Source organism: Prochlorococcus marinus str. MIT 0919 (genome assembly GCF_027359375.1).
In the GTDB taxonomy this organism is placed as follows: Bacteria; Cyanobacteriota; Cyanobacteriia; order PCC-6307; family Cyanobiaceae; genus Prochlorococcus_D.
Genome location: NZ_CP114779.1, coordinates 758409 through 774994 on the forward strand (window position 1 = coordinate 758409; position 16586 = coordinate 774994).

Annotated in this window: 17 protein-coding genes; 7 read left to right on the forward strand and 10 right to left on the reverse strand. The window is 37.5% G+C overall.

From position 1 onward, the window contains the following. Positions 1-3: 3 nt before the first annotated feature. From fabZ to purC, 4 genes are all read right to left on the reverse strand, one after another. On the reverse strand, positions 4-411 hold the full coding sequence (fabZ, locus tag O5635_RS04220; RefSeq protein ID WP_052043093.1) for a 3-hydroxyacyl-ACP dehydratase FabZ: 408 nt from the start codon (positions 409-411) through the stop codon (positions 4-6). 55 nt (positions 412-466) lie between these two features. Further along, entirely contained in the window at positions 467-1330 is an 864-nt protein-coding gene (gene lpxC / locus O5635_RS04225) for a UDP-3-O-acyl-N-acetylglucosamine deacetylase (protein WP_241462952.1), read from the reverse strand. Next, a complete protein-coding gene (locus O5635_RS04230; RefSeq protein ID WP_052042903.1) occupies positions 1318-3546 on the reverse strand; it encodes a BamA/TamA family outer membrane protein in 2229 nt (742 codons plus the stop codon). The genes lpxC and O5635_RS04230 overlap by 13 nt, the downstream gene beginning before the upstream one ends. A gap of 61 nt (positions 3547-3607) precedes the next feature. Next, entirely contained in the window at positions 3608-4339 is a 732-nt protein-coding gene (purC, locus tag O5635_RS04235) for a phosphoribosylaminoimidazolesuccinocarboxamide synthase (protein WP_036902252.1), read from the reverse strand. Positions 4340-4549: 210 nt separating this feature from the next. Here purC and purD point away from each other — a divergent pair, with 210 nt between their 5' ends. Beyond that, on the forward strand, positions 4550-5875 hold the full coding sequence (purD, locus tag O5635_RS04240; protein WP_036902250.1) for a phosphoribosylamine--glycine ligase: 1326 nt from the start codon (positions 4550-4552) through the stop codon (positions 5873-5875). A gap of 56 nt (positions 5876-5931) precedes the next feature. Beyond that, complete coding sequence (locus O5635_RS04245; protein WP_052042901.1) at positions 5932-7962, forward strand: HAMP domain-containing sensor histidine kinase; 2031 nt, start codon at positions 5932-5934, stop codon at positions 7960-7962. Positions 7963-7979: 17 nt separating this feature from the next. Here O5635_RS04245 and kaiC read toward each other — a convergent pair whose 3' ends face one another. Both kaiC and kaiB read right to left on the reverse strand, forming a co-directional pair. Next, positions 7980-9482: a circadian clock protein KaiC gene (gene kaiC, locus O5635_RS04250; protein ID WP_036902247.1), complete on the reverse strand. Its 1503-nt coding sequence runs from the start codon at positions 9480-9482 to the stop codon at positions 7980-7982. Between the two features lie 125 nt (positions 9483-9607). Then, entirely contained in the window at positions 9608-9937 is a 330-nt protein-coding gene (gene kaiB, locus O5635_RS04255; RefSeq protein ID WP_036902244.1) for a circadian clock protein KaiB, read from the reverse strand. Positions 9938-10120: 183 nt separating this feature from the next. Between kaiB and rplU the strand changes: the two genes are divergently transcribed. Next, on the forward strand, positions 10121-10618 hold the full coding sequence (rplU, locus tag O5635_RS04260) for a 50S ribosomal protein L21 (RefSeq protein ID WP_269608067.1): 498 nt from the start codon (positions 10121-10123) through the stop codon (positions 10616-10618). 23 nt (positions 10619-10641) lie between these two features. Beyond that, complete coding sequence (gene rpmA, locus O5635_RS04265) at positions 10642-10908, forward strand: 50S ribosomal protein L27 (protein WP_036902239.1); 267 nt, start codon at positions 10642-10644, stop codon at positions 10906-10908. On the opposite strand, the gene O5635_RS04270 is transcribed toward rpmA, so the two are convergent. Continuing rightward, on the reverse strand, positions 10905-11654 hold the full coding sequence (locus tag O5635_RS04270) for a class I SAM-dependent methyltransferase (RefSeq protein WP_036902237.1): 750 nt from the start codon (positions 11652-11654) through the stop codon (positions 10905-10907). The genes rpmA and O5635_RS04270 overlap by 4 nt on opposite strands. A 99-nt stretch (positions 11655-11753) precedes the next feature. Between O5635_RS04270 and truB the strand changes: the two genes are divergently transcribed. Next, on the forward strand, positions 11754-12680 hold the full coding sequence (truB, locus tag O5635_RS04275) for a tRNA pseudouridine(55) synthase TruB (protein WP_036903527.1): 927 nt from the start codon (positions 11754-11756) through the stop codon (positions 12678-12680). A 9-nt stretch (positions 12681-12689) separates the two neighbouring features. Here the strand turns inward: truB and O5635_RS04280 are convergent, their stop codons facing one another. After that, positions 12690-13943 carry a SpoIID/LytB domain-containing protein gene (locus O5635_RS04280; RefSeq protein WP_052042897.1) on the reverse strand — a complete coding sequence of 418 codons (1254 nt, stop codon included), beginning with the start codon at positions 13941-13943 and terminating at the stop codon, positions 12690-12692. Between the two features lie 154 nt (positions 13944-14097). On the opposite strand from O5635_RS04280, the gene rnz reads away from it, so the two are divergent. Continuing rightward, complete coding sequence (gene rnz, locus O5635_RS04285) at positions 14098-15060, forward strand: ribonuclease Z (protein WP_036902230.1); 963 nt, start codon at positions 14098-14100, stop codon at positions 15058-15060. 67 nt (positions 15061-15127) lie between these two features. Beyond that, entirely contained in the window at positions 15128-15682 is a 555-nt protein-coding gene (locus O5635_RS04290; RefSeq protein ID WP_036902228.1) for a pentapeptide repeat-containing protein, read from the forward strand. A 115-nt stretch (positions 15683-15797) separates the two neighbouring features. Here O5635_RS04290 and O5635_RS04295 read toward each other — a convergent pair whose 3' ends face one another. Next, positions 15798-15992 carry a hypothetical protein gene (locus tag O5635_RS04295; protein ID WP_036902226.1) on the reverse strand — a complete coding sequence of 65 codons (195 nt, stop codon included), beginning with the start codon at positions 15990-15992 and terminating at the stop codon, positions 15798-15800. A 118-nt stretch (positions 15993-16110) separates the two neighbouring features. Further along, positions 16111-16500, reverse strand: a complete 390-nt coding sequence (locus O5635_RS04300; RefSeq protein ID WP_036902225.1) for a hypothetical protein — start codon at positions 16498-16500, stop codon at positions 16111-16113. Positions 16501-16586 lie beyond the last annotated feature (86 nt).

Consider the following 16586-nt stretch of genomic DNA (forward strand, 5'->3'; position numbering starts at 1 on the left):
TACTCAATCAACCAAAGAGAACATCAATTCTCCAGAACAAACAAGCTGTCCATCAACTTTTGCTTCTCCTTTGACCTTTCCAAAGCGTTGCCTTTTAATACTAATTAATTCACACCTGATCATAAGTTGATCTCCTGGAACTACGGGTCTTCTAAATCTCACTCCATCTATACCAGCAAAAACAAATAACCCTTTAGGTAAATCAGACATCTGAGTAACAATTAAACCTCCGACTTGAGCCATTGCCTCAACTATTAAAACTCCTGGCATTAATGGTCTGTCTGGGAAATGCCCTTGAAATTGGGGCTCATTTAACGTGACATTCTTAATCGCAAGAGCACTTTTACCTGGCTCATATTCAATTACACGATCCACCAAAGCGAAAGGATACCTATGGGGTAGTAAGCCCATTATTCCTTCGGTGGTTAAAACAGCAGATTGAGATGGAGGTTTAGTCAAAAGAAGATTAAGTTGAGAGGTTTTCTTCTAAGAAGGCAGCTGCTAATTCAGCATGAAGGGCATGAGATCCTCTGTAAACCAAGACCTGTGCTTTTGGCAAGCCGACCAAGGCCAAGTCGCCTATCAAGTCAAGTATTTTATGCCTTACTGGCTCATCTTCAAATCTCAATGGAGGATTCAACCAAAAGCTACCATCACACACAAGGGAATTTTCAAGATTACCTCCTTTGATTAAACCTTTTGCCATCAAATCGTCCACTTGATCCTTAAAGCCAAATGTCCTAGCTGGAGCAATCTCTCCAACAAATTTTCTAGGAGTGAGATCTATTGAAAAAATTTGTTTCCCTATCGCTGGGTATGGAAAGTCAATTATTCCTATCAATTTGAGACTGTCAGAAGGAACAGCCGTTACCACACTTTGACCTTTATAAATTGTCAAAGGGTTCTTCAGAGGCCGCATTGTATTGCGTTCACTGCCTGCAGACTTTATACCAGCTTCTTTAATTGCTTCTACCCAGCCAAGAGAAGAGCCATCCAACAAAGGAACTTCCGTACCAGAGACTTGAATATTCACATGAGTAAGACCACACCCAACCAAAGCAGCCAATAGATGCTCAACAGTCCCAAGGGTCCTATTGCCGAGTTTCAGTGTTGTACAAAGTTGTGTGCTAACTACTTGGCTTGGATGAAGTGTTTGGGGGGAAGCGTCTTGATCGAGGAATTCAACATGAAAGCCTAATGAATCAGAAGGAGAAAGAACTACATATGAGTTAAGTCCACTGTGCAAACACACACCTTCTCTGGACACTGATTCACTCAGAGTCCAGGCTTCTTCATAATTCTCAGGGAGCCAATCCACTAGAACTTCCAACCAAACCCAAGGTTATAACGCCAATCATCTCCGAAATCCTTGCTTGCAATTTCTACTCTTAAAGGTCCAACAGGGGTATTAAAAGATAGTCCAGCTCCTGTTGAGAATCCAGAGCCTTGCTTATCTAAAAGCACACCTGGCTTACCAGGAACATTATCTTGAGTATCAAAATCTGTTCCAGCATCCAAAAATAAGTTGCCTGAGACCATTCGCCAAATAGGAAATCTATATTCAGCTGAAGCCTCGCCATAACTTCTACTCACACCCAAATCACATGAGCTCCATCCTCTAATAGACTTAGACCCGCCCAAACAAAAAGCCTCATATGGTGGCAAATCTCCCAATATTGAACCTCCCTTCAATTGGAATCCAAGAGCCTGAGGGCAGTTATATTCTTCACCAGATTTAGGTCTACAACCTTTATGTAATTTTACCCAATTAATTGGGATGAAGTATGAATAACTAGCTTTAGCTCTATTAAAGGTTGGAGAGTTTTCACCAACAGAAACAAATTGTTCAGAGGAAACACTTAAAAAGTCACCATCAGTAGGGTTCCTAGCATTATTTAATTTATTTCTATTAACAGCAGTTCTTACACTAACGAGTGTATTTTCTTGAGCACAATTATAAGCTACGCAAATCACATCATCATTAGTAGCAGTCCCCTCTGAATATTTTTTACTTGCTACACCATAAGGTCTTTCTTGAGATGAATAATCTATTGGCTGAACTTTTTGAAAGTTCATCCCGATCAAAGCACTCCATTCTGCTTTTTTAAAAGGATCACCTCCATTAAAAGGCCTTGTAAAAGAGAATCCTCCACCTGTTTTTTGAAGGATTATCGAATCGCCTGCATAATCAAACCAACTTAAATTTGCGTTGCTTGCTTCTGCAGCAGATATTGAGGCGAAAGGCCCTCCAACGCCTCCCCCATGTGCCGTGCCAATGTCATAAACTGTTGCCGAACCAGCAGAGCCTGATGCTTGTGAATAATCTGTCACCCCTTCAAATTTGCCGCCTTCATCACTTCTAAATTCCTGAGGAACTTCTCTACTAATAAAAACCGAAGTTCTAAAAGAAGTTTTATATTTATCGCCTTTTATCCAAGGATCTGTTAAAGATAATTTTATTAAAGCTCCATACTCTCCATAAGTAAAATTCCAATCACTTTTCCAAGCCCTTCCTAGTAAATTCGATTCTTGAAGGCCTATAGAACCAAAAAATCCCTGAGCACCACTGTAACCCAAACCACCAGTCAAAGAACCTGTTCTCTGTTCACTTATCCCCAAAACCACTATTACTTTTCCTGGCTCACCAGCAACTGGATTTAAAGTAACTTTTAGATCACTAAATAATGAAGTTGCATATAATCTTTTAATATCAGATTCCAAAACTTTTCTATTAAAAATAGAACCTCTCCTAGTAGCAAGCTCCCTTTCTATTACCCATTTTCTTGTTTTGCCTTTTACGGGTTTACCATTCTCTCTAACTGTATTACCCTCCTGATCAATAAATTGTATTTTTACTCCCTCAACTGTGCCTTCAATAACATTCAATTGAACCACACCTTCAGAGGTTACTCTGTTTGGACCTGTAACCCTTGCAAGTGAATATCCTTCTTCCAAATACCAATCCTTTAGTTTCTTCATTCGCAATTGAAGAACATTGTAATTTAAGGTTTTTCCATAATCAAATTTAAAAATACTATCAATTACTTCCTGATTAAGTCTTGTATTCTTGGGTTTTATTTCTACTTGTTTTAAAGATGGATTAGGCTGTACCTTCACCAGAATTTGAACTCCTAATGGAGAATTAATTGGGTCTATCCCAACTCCTGAGAACCAACCAGTTGCATAAATTGCATTTAAATCATTTTTTACTTCCGCTCTCGTAACTTTGCTACCAGGCCTTATGCTCATTGCATCGTAAGCTGCGTATTCCAAGCGTTTTTGCTCTGGGTGGCCCTCAAGACCTTCAATCACAATCTCTGAAATTAATACCAAAGGATCTGAGGAAGTCTCTGCTTCTGTTTCAAAAACTTTTTTTGATTCAGCAATCTCAAGTTTTTTCAGATCAAGATTCGAATTTTTTGGATTAGCTAGATTTCTTAAAGAATCTGAACGTACATACGAGGCAAAAAGAGGAACAGTCAATGCCAGAAAATAGGTACTTTTCCTAAATGAACTGATCAATTTGGCTTTATTTTTCTTGGGCATAGATTCTGATGTCAAATCTAAAAGATTTTTATACTGCAGAGATTATCTAGGAAAGCAACTTTTACACGCTGCCTTGTATACGTTTGAGAATCTCCCCGTAGGCCTCGACAACGCCACCTAGGTCCTCACGGAACCGATCCTTATCCAATATCTTGCCTTTAGGGTCAGTGCATCGTTTGTCCCAAAGCCTGCAGCTATCAGGGCTAATCTCATCAGCGACTAATAATTTACCTTCTCTATTAAGACCCATTTCCAATTTGAAATCTACTAATAAAAGATCCAATCTGTTGAAAAATTTCCGCAAAATGCTATTTACATTTAAGGCTATTTTCTCTAGCTCTAACCTTTTTTCAAGAGTTAATAAACCCATTAAATTCAATCTTGCATCCGTAAGCAGTGGATCACCTAGTTGATCATCCTTGTAATACAAGTCCAACAAGCAAGGATTGAGTTCTAAGCCTATGGGTATAGGTGTTTGTTTGCATAAAGAGCCATAAGCGACATTCCTTATGACAATTTCAATAGGAATAACATCTACTTTCTGAACTAACATCCAAGTTTCTTCCTGGATGCCTAGAAAATGAGTAGAGACACCTTGTTCCTCTAAAAACTTAAAAATATGCGCGGAAATTTGGCAATTTAATCTCCCTTTACCCTGTAACTGAGACCTCTTCAAAGCATTAAAAGCAGTTGTGTCATTTTTAAAATGAACTAACAATTGATCTTCTTGATCAGTTGAAAAAATTTTTTTAGCCTTGCCCTCAAGTAGCAGGCTTCTTTTTTGTAAATTCATTCAATAATTAAACTGACAGGAGGTAATCGATTCTTATGGTTGAGGGGAAAACTAACAGAAGGTTTGTAAAACCCAAGAAAAGTGGTTACCCAAAGAGATTGATGCCACATTGCTTTAAAAGATGCATCAGAATTAATAGGAACACAAGGTCAAAAGTCCTATCTTCCATTTTTCTTTAACCAGTTACTAGAAATGTGCAATTCTTAATCGATGGAATCTTCAAAAAAAACTATCCACAGTCTTCCTTCTTTAAAAAAAATCCTCATCATTGGGAATGGCGGTAGAGAAAATGCACTCGCATGGTCGCTAATTAGAAGCGAAGGTATAGAAGAAGTATTCGTAGCACCTGGCAATGGTGGCACAGAAGATCATCTGGGATGCAAACGCATTCCCCTTGAAGCCACAGATTGCTCATCTTTAATCTCCGAATGCAAGTTGCGCGAAATTGAGTTAATCGTAATAGGACCAGAAGCACCTTTAGCAGCCGGTCTTGCAGACAAAATGCGGCAGGCTAATTTAAATGTTTTTGGACCAAGTTCTTTTGGAGCAAAACTAGAAGCTAGCAAGGATTGGGCAAAAAAATTAATGATCGAAGCTGAAATACCTACTGCTCATTATTTGAGTGCTAGTTCGAAAAAAGAAGCCTTAGAAATTCTCAAAAATTTTGGGGAAGAATGCGTTATAAAAGCAGATGGGCTAGCTTCTGGGAAAGGGGTTACTGTCTGCAAGAGTAAAAATCAAGCAATAAATGCAATCAACGAAGCTTTCGAAGGAAAGTTTGGTCATGCCGGAGAAAAACTTTTAATAGAAGAGCTACTTCAAGGACCTGAAGTCTCAGTTTTTGCTCTGACGGATGGTAAAGAAATTTTGGTCTTACCCCCTGCTCAAGACCATAAAAGACTTCTTGAGAATGACGAGGGTCCCAACACTGGGGGAATGGGAGCTTATGCACCTGCACAAATTATTAACCAAGAAGAAATACATACCATCAAACAAACAATCTTGTTACCAACTTTGGAAGCCCTTATTAGTCGTGGGATTGACTATCGAGGAGTTATCTATGCAGGGCTAATGATTACACCTGACGGTCCAAAGGTAATTGAATTTAATTGTCGTTTCGGCGATCCAGAGTGCCAAGCCTTAATGCCAATAATGGGTCCGGAATTTGCTTATATCCTTCATGCCTGTGCGCTTGGGCACCTCAAAAAAGCCCCTGCATTAACAACAAGAGATGTATTTACAGCTTGCGTTGTAGCTGCAGCAAATGGATACCCAGAGTCACCTAAAAAAGGTGATGAAATATTTATTGAAGCCACATCAAATGAATCTTTGCAAATCTTTCATGCAGGAACTAAAAAAGATATATCTGGCAAATTATTAACATCTGGCGGACGTGTTCTGTCAGTTGTTGGCAAAGGTGAAAATTTTGATCAAGCTTTTGAAATTGCTTATAAAGGACTGAGTAAAATTAAATTTGATGGGATGAATTACAGAAAAGACATTGGTAACCAAGTTAGAAACCAAAAGTGTGACTAGCTAAAAGTCAATCAATTGAAAACTCGAAAGACTCATAACTTGTCTATAATTGATACATGATTAATGAAAATGAAACCCAGGGTAAAGTAGAAGGTTTCTCAACCAATATAAAAATATGGTGGTCTGAATTTAGTCTTCGTTCTAAATTATTAGCCATTGCAACTTTAGTTGTCAGCCTATTAATGTCAGGCATCACATTTTTTGCTTTAAGCAGTATACAACGTGATGCTGGAATGAATGATACAAGATATGCAAGAGACCTAGGTTTACTTCTCTCAGGGAATGTAACTGAATTAGTAGCAAACCATCAAGATAGGGAACTGTTTAATGTTGCTGAGAAATTTTGGAGATCAAGTAGAAATATTAGATATATATTCTTTACAGATCCAGATGGAATTGTCAATCTTGGCATACCTATAAGTGCTACACCAAGAGAGGTAAATAGTGAATTGCAATTAACTAGAAGTCTTCAACTTCCTAACGAATTAAAGAAAAGGCCTCAATTCCCTTTAGTAAGGCAACATCTAACTCCTCAAGGACAGGTAACTGATGTTTTTGTGGCATTACTTTTCAAAGGCAAGTATGTAGGTAACCTTGCACTTGGTGTAACACCTAACAAAATTGCACTTGAAAGTGCTGCTTTAACTAGAGAAATAACTATTGCAGTGTTTATATCTATTTGGGTACTTGTCATTATAGGAGCAGTATTTAATGCATTAACAATTACCCGCCCAGTAAGGGAACTTTTAAGTGGTGTAAAAGAAATTGCTCAAGGGAACTTCAAATCAAGAATTTCTCTCCCAGTAAGAGGAGAGTTAGGCGAACTTCTTAATGGTTTCAATGCTATGGCTTCACAACTAGAAGATTATGATGCCGCAAATATTGAGGAACTAAAAGCTGCTCAAGTTAAACAACAATCTCTTATTGCGACAATGGCTGATGGGGCTATATTGCTTGACGAAGAAGGGAAAATTGTATTAGTTAATTCTACTGCTAGAAGGTTATTTCGTTGGGAAGGTCGAAATCTTGAAGGACAAGAATTATTAAATGAATTACCGGAAATGATATCTAATGATTTAGATAGTTACATCACATCAATTAGGAAGAATGATCTTGAGAATTATGATCTTAGATGCAGTCTTGAAGAGCCTGCTAGAACACTTAGAATTGTATTACAATCTGTAAGAGATTCGAGTGGTTCAAACCTAAAAGGAATAGCAGTTACTGTACAAGATCTTACTAGGGAAGTAGAGCTTAATGCCGCACAGAGTCGCTTTATTAGCAATGTTTCTCATGAATTGAGGACACCATTATTTAATATAAAAAGTTATGTCGAAACCTTACATGATCTTAATGACAAGCTTAGTGAGAAGGAAAAAATCGAGTTCCTAGGTGTGGCAAATTCAGAAACCGATAGGCTTACCAGGCTTGTAAATGATGTATTAGATTTATCACGACTAGAAACAGGTTCCAAGCCCATATTCGAAAAAATAGATATAGCCCCTGGGATACAGCAAACTCTAAAGAACTACAAGCTTAATGCTGATGAAAAAGAAGTTCAACTTATGAATGAATTTGAATCTAATTTGCCCTCTATACTAGGCAACTGGGATATGATTTTACAAGTACTTGATAACCTAGTGGGCAATGCATTGAAGTTTAGTAATACAGGTAGTAAATTAATAATTAGAGCATATACTTGGCCAGATATATGTACAAACTCTATTCAAAAAGTGTCTGATAATGCACCTTGCTGTGATGTTATTTCTCCTCTACCAAAACTTCGTATTGAAGTATCAGATACGGGGTGTGGCATTTCTAGAGAAGACCAATTAAAAATCTTCGAGAGATTTTATAGAGTAGAAAATGCAGTTCATACTGAGACAGGAACAGGCCTTGGCTTATCAATTGTCCGAGGAATTCTAGAAAAGCATGGAAGTACAATTCGCATGGCCAGCGAAAAGGATATAGGGACAACTTTTTGGTTCGAGCTACCTCTATCACAAAGTGATGCTGATGAGTTATTAGTTGAGTCCGAGAGAAAAAGTCGTGAGCGAGAAAAAGATTTAGAGGTTGAACTAACTTGATTTGTAGAATTTATTCTTTATTTGTCTCTTACATCAATACCTTTAAATACTCCAGGGATGGTCTCGTCAGAATTTATACGATGAGGCGCACCACTAAAGATTTGTTCAAAGTTAGAAAATGAGTCTTTTATCTCAGGGCCTGTACTTGTTATATTAAATTCTCTAATCCTCTTATCATGCCAGGATCCACGCATTTTAAATACATTAACTGCTCTAGCCATTTCTCCCCTTATTTCAACATATTGAAGAAGTAATATAGTGTCAGTTATTGTTGAAATATGAGAATCGGTAATAGAGTGACTCCCCATAAATTCCTCAGCTGTGTTAGTAAAAAAACCTGCAATTTCTTCTTGCTTAGCATAACCAGTAACACCTATCACAAATTGCCTAAAGGCATTGAGGCTGACACCCCTAGCTAATGCAGAAAGTGAGTCTATAGCCATTCTAGATGGCTTAAATTGAGCGATCTCTGTCTTGATTATCTGTAGATGATCCTCCAAGCCTGTCGATTCAGGGTATGCACATATAATTTTCAACAAACCATCTCTCTCCATATTTTCAAAATCAATACCCCAACTTGTAGCATTCCTTAGAAGTTGAGCTCTGGACTCTTCATATGCAAACAAAATTGCTCTCTCTTTATTGTTATATGCATCCTCAACAAATTTAGAAACCAACATTGTCTTGCCTGTACCAGTTGCTCCTGTTGCCAGAATGATTGAGTCCTGGAAATAACCTCCCCCGCACATTTCATCAAGATCAGGGACACCCGAACTAATTCGTACATTAGAGGATCTTTGAGTAAGCCTCATTGCCCCTAAGGGGAATACACTTATACCTTCACTGCTCATAGTAAAAGGGAATTCACCTTTCATATGTGTAGTGCCTCTTAATTTAAGTATCTCAACAGTTCTTCGTCTACGTTCAGACTCCAATACATTTCTAAGAATAACAACGTTATCTGAAACAAATTCTTCTACTCCATACCTTGCTATTGGGCCATATTCATCAATTCTTTCAGTTGTCATAACAGTTGTTACACCTATTTCTTTAAGTCTTGCTATTAATCTAAAGATCTCTCTTCTGACAACATATATAGCATCATATTGCTGAAAAACAGCCGTTATTGAATCTATAGCGACTCTCTTTGCTTTATATTTTCTAATGGCATATATTATCCTTTCTATTAATCCAGACAAATCAAAATTCCCTGCAACATCTTGCCCATCAGGGTCTGGAGATGCATCTAAAATAAACAATTTATTTTGATCTATTAATTCTGGAAGATCCCAACCGAAACTAGCTGCATTACGCGAAATATCTAATGGAGACTCTTCAAAAGTGACAAAAATACCAGGCTCATCATAATTACAAATACCATGATGCAAATATTGCAAAGAGAAAACTGTCTTCCCAGTACCAGAGGTACCACTTACCAAAGTACTTCTTGCTGAAGGCAAACCTCCTTGACAAACATCGTCAAATCCTTCGATACCCGTTGGCAACTTTTGCAAATGCATTATGAGAAACGATTAATCGCTAGAAAATGGGATAAAAACATCGGTTTAATTAAACGCTGATAAGAATTCTTCCAATTAAGGTTAATAGCCTCCAAGTTAAAAAGCTTGATTTTAATGATCTTGTTCTACAAAGGCTTTGCTTTCAAAGAAAAAAAATCTTTTTCCGATAGTTCTTCATAAAGCAAATCTAGACCTATAAGAACTCTCTCCCTATCGGAAAGATCTCCGATAATTCGTCTAACAGGAGGAGGAAGAATCTTGGCCAATGTTGGCGTGGCAAGAATTTTGTCCTCTTCTGCCAACTGTGGATTTTTTAAAACATCAATAACCTTCAATGCATATACCCCTTTAAATTCAGTTTCCAAAATTTCATGAAGCGTTTTCAATGCCCTCATAGAATTAGGGGTATTCCCAGCTACATAAAGCTTGAGAATGTAAGTTTTCCTTAGACTCATGCAGATAACCCTCTCAATCCTTGATTAATTTTGTGTCTATCAAATCTTGACTAAATAGGCCTCTAGAAGAGAAAATGTTAGTTCCTTTCGACTATGCAGCAGGCCTAATCGGGGAAAGCCAAGGTGAGATTAAATTCACACTAACGCAAATAAATTTCCGAGCCTGCTCATGTCCTTAAAATAATGGCACCTAATAAGACAAACACCCCGTCAGACTCAGTTCGCAACTACGCAATAGTTGAAGCTTCTGGTTCACAGTTCTGGTTAGAAGAAAACCGCTATTACGATTTTGATCGTATCCATGCTGATGTAGATAAAACCGTAACTCTCAAAAAGGTCCTCTTGTTAAATGATGGAGGCAATTTAAATATTGGGAAACCCTACGTAGAGGGTGCAACTGTTGAAGTCAAAATAATGGCTCATAGGAGGGGGTCAAAAATAATTGTTTATAAAATGCGTCCCAAGAAAAAAACACGCAGAAAAAATGGACATAGACAAGAATTAACTAGAGTAATGGTTCAGTCAATTTCTCTAGGGAATAAAAAGCCCTCCGCAGCCAAAGCAAAAACAGCAACTAAAGCAACTAAAGCAACTAAAGCAACTACAGAAAAAGTTTCAAAAACCAGCACTAAAAGCAAGTCACCTAGTAAAGTAAAGGTTGACAAAGAAAAAACAACTTAAAAAACCACTAATTCTAAATAAACATGGCCCACAAAAAAGGAACTGGTTCTACTAGAAACGGAAGAGATTCAAACTCTAAAAGACTTGGAGTAAAAGCCTATGGTGGAACATCAGTTACTGCTGGTTCAATTCTTATACGTCAAAGAGGTACATCCGTACTTCCAGGAATTAATGTAGGCAAAGGGAAAGATGATACTCTCTTCGCACTAGTTGATGGTGTAGTTAATTTCGAAACAATCAGAAGAGGGCTTAAGAATAGGAAGAGAATAAATGTAGGGATTGCAGTCTAATTTGATTTCATAGGTCTATAAGCTCTAGTAGTTATCAAGAAAGGGTGAAATTGCTCTATGAAATTTTTTTGTAACGTCAAGAAAAAGTTTTTGACGATTTTTTTATCATCTATGTGAAATGGATATTCGCCATTATTACCTTTATAGAAATACCAGTTCATTAAAGCAATTGAATTAGCTGATAATCTATTTAAAAATAATAAAAGCTGCTCAGCTGGATCAGGGAGATGTTCCAACACATCCAAGCAGGTAATAGTGTCAAATAAAACTTCCCCAGTGCTACTTAAATCCCTATGCACGGAAATCCTTTCATTTAAGCCAAGATGATTTGCTCTATAAGAAACAAATTCTCTATTATGAGGATTTAAATCTACAAAATACACATGCTCAACCGAGGGTAATGCTGATGCCGCTATGGCATGTGTCCCTATACCACCTCCAAAATCTAAAACTTTTCCATGAGCAAACATTTGTTGAAGCCTGATTGTATCAGCAATGTAATCCGCGCTTCCCAAATGCCAAGCAGCCAATTCCAAAAGGTGAGCCGTACCAACTTTAGATTCGTAGAAACTTGTCACTTCTTCTGTCTGAAAACTAACTGGATGAAAAGAAGCCATATTTTTCAAACCATCTTTTAGTTCGGAATCTAAATTCGCTCTAGAGAGATCCAAGTAATCCGACAAATGGTCTTTAAGATAAAAACCGGTGTTTAAAAATTCATTCAGATTAATATTGAATTTATCCATGAGCAAAAATAATTAAATTGGACTCGATTCTTAACCTATATCTTTATGTTTAACTATGTACATTCTCAACTACAAAAAACTTTCTTGAAGCCTGATATTTTGGAAAATCCATTTGGTTTTGTGGTCATAGACAAACCTGCTGGGATAACCTCTCATGACTGTGTTAGTAGACTTCGCAAAGTGTATGGCATAAAAAAAGTTGGACATGGCGGGACTCTTGATCCTAGAGTCACAGGAGTACTTCCTATCGCAATAGGTAATGCAACAAGACTTTTACCATATCTCAAAACATCTAAAAGATACCAGGGTAAAATACAATTTGGTCAACAATCAAATACCGATGACCTGGATGGCGAAATTATCAGTAATCAAAGCTGGCCCCAATTAAGTGAGCAATCTATCAATTGCTTCCTTGATAACTTCAGAGGAGATATCAAGCAATCACCACCTCTATTTTCAAGTATTCATATAAATGGAGAACGCGCTTACAAGAAAGCTCGTAGAGGTGAATTTTTCTCTATTCCCAAAAAAGATATTACTATTTACGAGCTTAGTCTTATATCTTGGGACCAAGAGAGTGGCCTCCTAGAGTTAAATATTCACTGTTCTTCTGGAACATATATTCGCTCTCTTGCTAGGGATATAGGTGACCTTATTGGGTGTGGCGGATTATTAGCAGAACTAAGAAGAATCGAAGCCTTAGGATTTAAAGAGAGTGAAGCAATAGCCTTGCCAAGCCTTGAAAAGCATAATGTTAAAAAGCCAATTTTAATAAATCCTTCGGAACCACTTGATCACTTGGGTTCTTACCATTTAACTGCAGAAGAAGAGCTTTTTTGGAGGACAGGTCGAGAAATAATTACATCAAAGAATCGTCTAAAAACTGGTAATGATATTAATTCAACTGATAAAGAATTTCTCAACAATCACCTATTAACTATTGATCATTCAGGCAAAATTGCTGGAATTGGTATAATAACTGTTGATAATATTATCAGGCCAAAAATAGTATTTAATTCTTACTAATTAGATAAATTAGTTATACAAATAAGAGTAATTCTTTATCCTAACCCCTTTATAATAATGCTGAAGTATCCTTTGATAACTTGCTCCTTCTATTGCCATTCCATAAGCACCCCATTGGCTCATACCTACTCCATGGCCTGAACCAAACCCACTAATTAATAATGAGTATCGACTAGGCAAGAATGGGAGTTTAGGATATCCATAAGCACTATTATTCGTCAATGGCGGCAAAGGCAATGGGAATTTATCCCTTTTTGACTTATTGGCCTTTTCAGACGATAGAAGTAAACTGCTATTGTCTTTAATTATATTTTCAGGCATATAAGGAACCATATCAAATTTAAGCATAGTGCTTTTCAGGTTTAACTTTTTTCTTAGTTCCTTGCCTGTCAAATAAGCCTTGCCTTTTGGTCCATATACCAGTACCTCTAGTATTCTATTTGTAGATGTTAATTTAGTTACCCGAATTGCATTTACTCCACCAATTTTATAAAAAATAGAATAAAGTTCTTCAGGTTTAATACTTTTCTTCCATTCAAAGTTTGGAGAATTTTGATCATAATCTTTGACACTAACCAAATAAGGCTTCTGATGCTTCCAAACTGATCCACTATTTTCGGTTTTACCGCCTGAGCTACTATGAAATACAGCTTGAATCAAATTTCCATTATGAACAAGTACTAATGAATTAGTTGCATCTACAGCTTTAGCTATTGAAGGTGTCTCAGATTCAAGTCCCAAATAAACCTGATTACTAATAGAAGATCCAATATCAAACTTATTTTGACTTTTTATTTGATTAACAGCATATGTTCTTGCGGCAATAGCTTGTGCTTTAAGAGCTTCCGAAGGCCAAGATTTAGGCACTTCTGCACCAACAACACTTTTTAAATATTTTTCAATCGGCAAATGATTTACGACTTTGAATTTATTGCCATCTTGAAAAACCCTTAATTCGCCTGCATATCTTCTTGTCCCAAGCCATATCCCCCTAGGATCTCTGCTCCTAATTCTAAGATCACTTTTGATAGGTTTTTTTGCACTTCTACCATATGAACCATTGGTAATAGATCTAACTTGACCGTTTTCAATCTTTAGCTTCAGAGAGGTTAAACTCTTTTCTTTATATTTTAAGTCAAGTCCTCTTACAAGAATTGGCTGGGCTCCATCAGACCTAAAAGATAAATCTTTTGCTTCTAGTATTAAAACTCTTATAAATTTGCTATAACCAGCCTTTACTCCTTGCAAAGGAATAAGAGACACTAAGGAAAGCGATGCTATTAAAATCGGAATTTTTTTTCCCAAAGGGATTGATAAATAGCTCTAGGAATACGAATCTAATTTTTAAAGGGAGACAGTTCCACAAAAAAAGGTCAGACTCAGAAATGTCAAACAGTGAATCAAGCTAAGTAAGCAGTTGCAAGTTACTTTCCTAGGAACAAGTTCTGGAGTGCCCACTAGAGGCAGAAATGTCTCAGCAATGGCTTTGCGTCTGCCACAAAGATCAGAGTTATGGCTATTTGACTGCGGAGAAGGGACTCAACACCAATTTCTTCGTAGTGAACTGAAAACTTCACAACTTCGCAGAATATTTATCACTCATATGCATGGCGATCATACTTATGGCTTGCCTGGTCTACTGGCAAGTTTAGGCCTTGCAGGAAATAGTTCCGGGATAGACCTATATGGACCAAATGAATTAAAAAGTTATGTATCAGGCGTTTTAAAAACCAGCTCAAGCAGAATTTCCTACCCTTTTCAAATTCATTCAATAGAAAAATCAAATAATGAAAACTATATAGTCTTTGAAGATAAAGATTTTATTGTTCGGTGCACTCAGTTAATACATAGAGTCCCTGCATTTGCATACAGAGTCGACCAAAAACCAAGGCCAGGTCGTTTCAATATTAAGAAAGCAAAAGCTTTGGATATCCCCTCAGGCCCTATCTATTCCAAATTGCAACTAGGGGAAAAAGTACAACTAGAGGATGGTCGAGTCTTTCATGGGAAAGACTTCTGCGGCCCACAAAGGCCTGGCTCTAGCATTGTTTATTGCACTGACACGATTTTCTCAAAAGCAGCAATAAAACTAGCTAAAGGAGCAGATCTATTAATACATGAATCAACTTTTGCGCATAAAGACATTGATATGGCTTATCAAAGGAAGCATTCGACATCAACCATGGCTGCCCAAACTGCAGTAGAAGCATCAGTCAAACAGCTTGTTCTTACACATTTGAGCCCAAGATATGCACCAGGCAATGAATTATCTCCTAATGACTTACTTAACGAAGCTAAAGAAATTTTCCCTAATACCCTGCTAGCAAAGGATTTCCTCCAAATTGATACAGAAAAGCCTGAAACAGTTCGTGATACCTAGTCGATCTTATCCAACATCATGAAAGAATGTCTATGTGCGGTTGCTCCGTAAGTCTTTGGTGTCTTCAATGGCCTCTCTATTTTCTTCCTTGAAACGGTCTCTATCAAGATTACTAATCTTGGTCCCAGTAATACTTGGGTTGACTATCAGTCCAATATCCGTAGGTGCTTTATATCCAAGCGACCCATCATCAGTTGATTCGCTTGACACTAGTCTCCATGGCCAGAACCTTCAGAACACTGAATATGTCAAATACGACCTTTCAGGAAGGGATCTAGGCGATGCAGATCTAAGCGGTTCATATTTCAGCGTCTCCAACCTTAAAAATGCAAATCTAAGCGGTGCAAATATGCAAAATGTTATTGCATATGCCTCTAGATTTGATAATGCTGATTTAACAAATGCAAATTTCACTGGTGCTGAGCTGTTGAAAAGTTATTTCAACGGTGCAGTTATTGATGGCACAGATTTTACAGATGCTGTGCTTGATCTATCTCAAGTGAAAGCTTTGTGTGAAAGAGCATCAGGTAAGACTGCAGAAAGCCTGCAATGTGGTGGACTTAATCAGAGTTACGTTCCTGCTTCAAAAGAACAAAACAAATTCAACCCTGGCATTAGCTGAATTTCAATTTTCATTAACCTAGGAAATAAAAAAGGGCCTTATTATTAGGCCCTTTTTTATTTAGCCTTGTCTATTTTTTTTATTAGACAAGAACCGTTTGTTTTAGTCTCTTAAATTATGGGGCTGTTATGTAGTAAAAAGCTGCTGCTGCTGCACCTACAGCAAACATTGGTATCCCTACAAGCAAATGAGAGGAACCAAAACCAAGACCTTTAGAACGCATAATGTAATAACCTACACCAGCAGCTCCTGCAGCTAGAGGGATTGCTGCATGCAAAAGTGCTGCGACAGCATGATAATCAAAGTTCATTCGTTAATTAAGCCTTTGAGAAGAGTATCTCAGCAAATCGTTAATAGAAGAGAATATTGAAGTGAAAAGTCAAATTAACAAAATTCCTTACCAATAAAATTTACGATTTCTAAAATAATCAACCGCATGCAGGTGAAATATTTGCCTTGTCTCTAGAGCGATGATGCCTGCTATACCACCACTCCTGCATAGCTGGGGTGAAACGATCAGTAAACAAAGTAATTGTTGTAGCCATAGGCTTTGAACCAGGCTGCAGAATCTCAACTGCATAGGAAGGACAACGTCGAGAGGCAAAGTCAGGAACCAACCTTGAACCAATGCGCCTCCAGCTGGGCTCTTTACTCTTCCAAGCCAAACGAGAACAAGGCCATGGGAGCTCTTCCCGATCAAATAATCTGCAACAAGGCCCTACTACGCGAAAGCTAAAAAACCCTCCAACACTTGGATAAACACTGCCGTGCTCCAAGATGCAATCAATCTTCTTATCAGGGATGGATTGAAAACTCACAAAATCAACTGAGGTAAATTATTACCTATAAAAAAAGCCACCTTTAAAGGGTGGCCGATTAGAGCTTTAAAAGCAAGCATAAAGCT

Coding starts and splice junctions, on each gene's coding strand:
- fabZ (WP_052043093.1), bottom strand. CDS start 411: ATGGGCTTACTACCCCATAGGTATCCTTTCGCTTTGGTGGATCGTGTA.
- O5635_RS04230 (WP_052042903.1), bottom strand. CDS start 3,546: ATGCCCAAGAAAAATAAAGCCAAATTGATCAGTTCATTTAGGAAAAGT.
- purC (WP_036902252.1), bottom strand. CDS start 4,339: ATGAATTTACAAAAAAGAAGCCTGCTACTTGAGGGCAAGGCTAAAAAA.
- purD (WP_036902250.1), top strand. CDS start 4,550: ATGGAATCTTCAAAAAAAACTATCCACAGTCTTCCTTCTTTAAAAAAA.
- O5635_RS04245 (WP_052042901.1), top strand. CDS start 5,932: ATGATTAATGAAAATGAAACCCAGGGTAAAGTAGAAGGTTTCTCAACC.
- kaiC (WP_036902247.1), bottom strand. CDS start 9,482: ATGCATTTGCAAAAGTTGCCAACGGGTATCGAAGGATTTGACGATGTT.
- kaiB (WP_036902244.1), bottom strand. CDS start 9,937: ATGAGTCTAAGGAAAACTTACATTCTCAAGCTTTATGTAGCTGGGAAT.
- rplU (WP_269608067.1), top strand. CDS start 10,121: ATGGCACCTAATAAGACAAACACCCCGTCAGACTCAGTTCGCAACTAC.
- rpmA (WP_036902239.1), top strand. CDS start 10,642: ATGGCCCACAAAAAAGGAACTGGTTCTACTAGAAACGGAAGAGATTCA.
- O5635_RS04270 (WP_036902237.1), bottom strand. CDS start 11,654: ATGGATAAATTCAATATTAATCTGAATGAATTTTTAAACACCGGTTTT.
- O5635_RS04290 (WP_036902228.1), top strand. CDS start 15,128: ATGGCCTCTCTATTTTCTTCCTTGAAACGGTCTCTATCAAGATTACTA.
- O5635_RS04295 (WP_036902226.1), bottom strand. CDS start 15,992: ATGAACTTTGATTATCATGCTGTCGCAGCACTTTTGCATGCAGCAATC.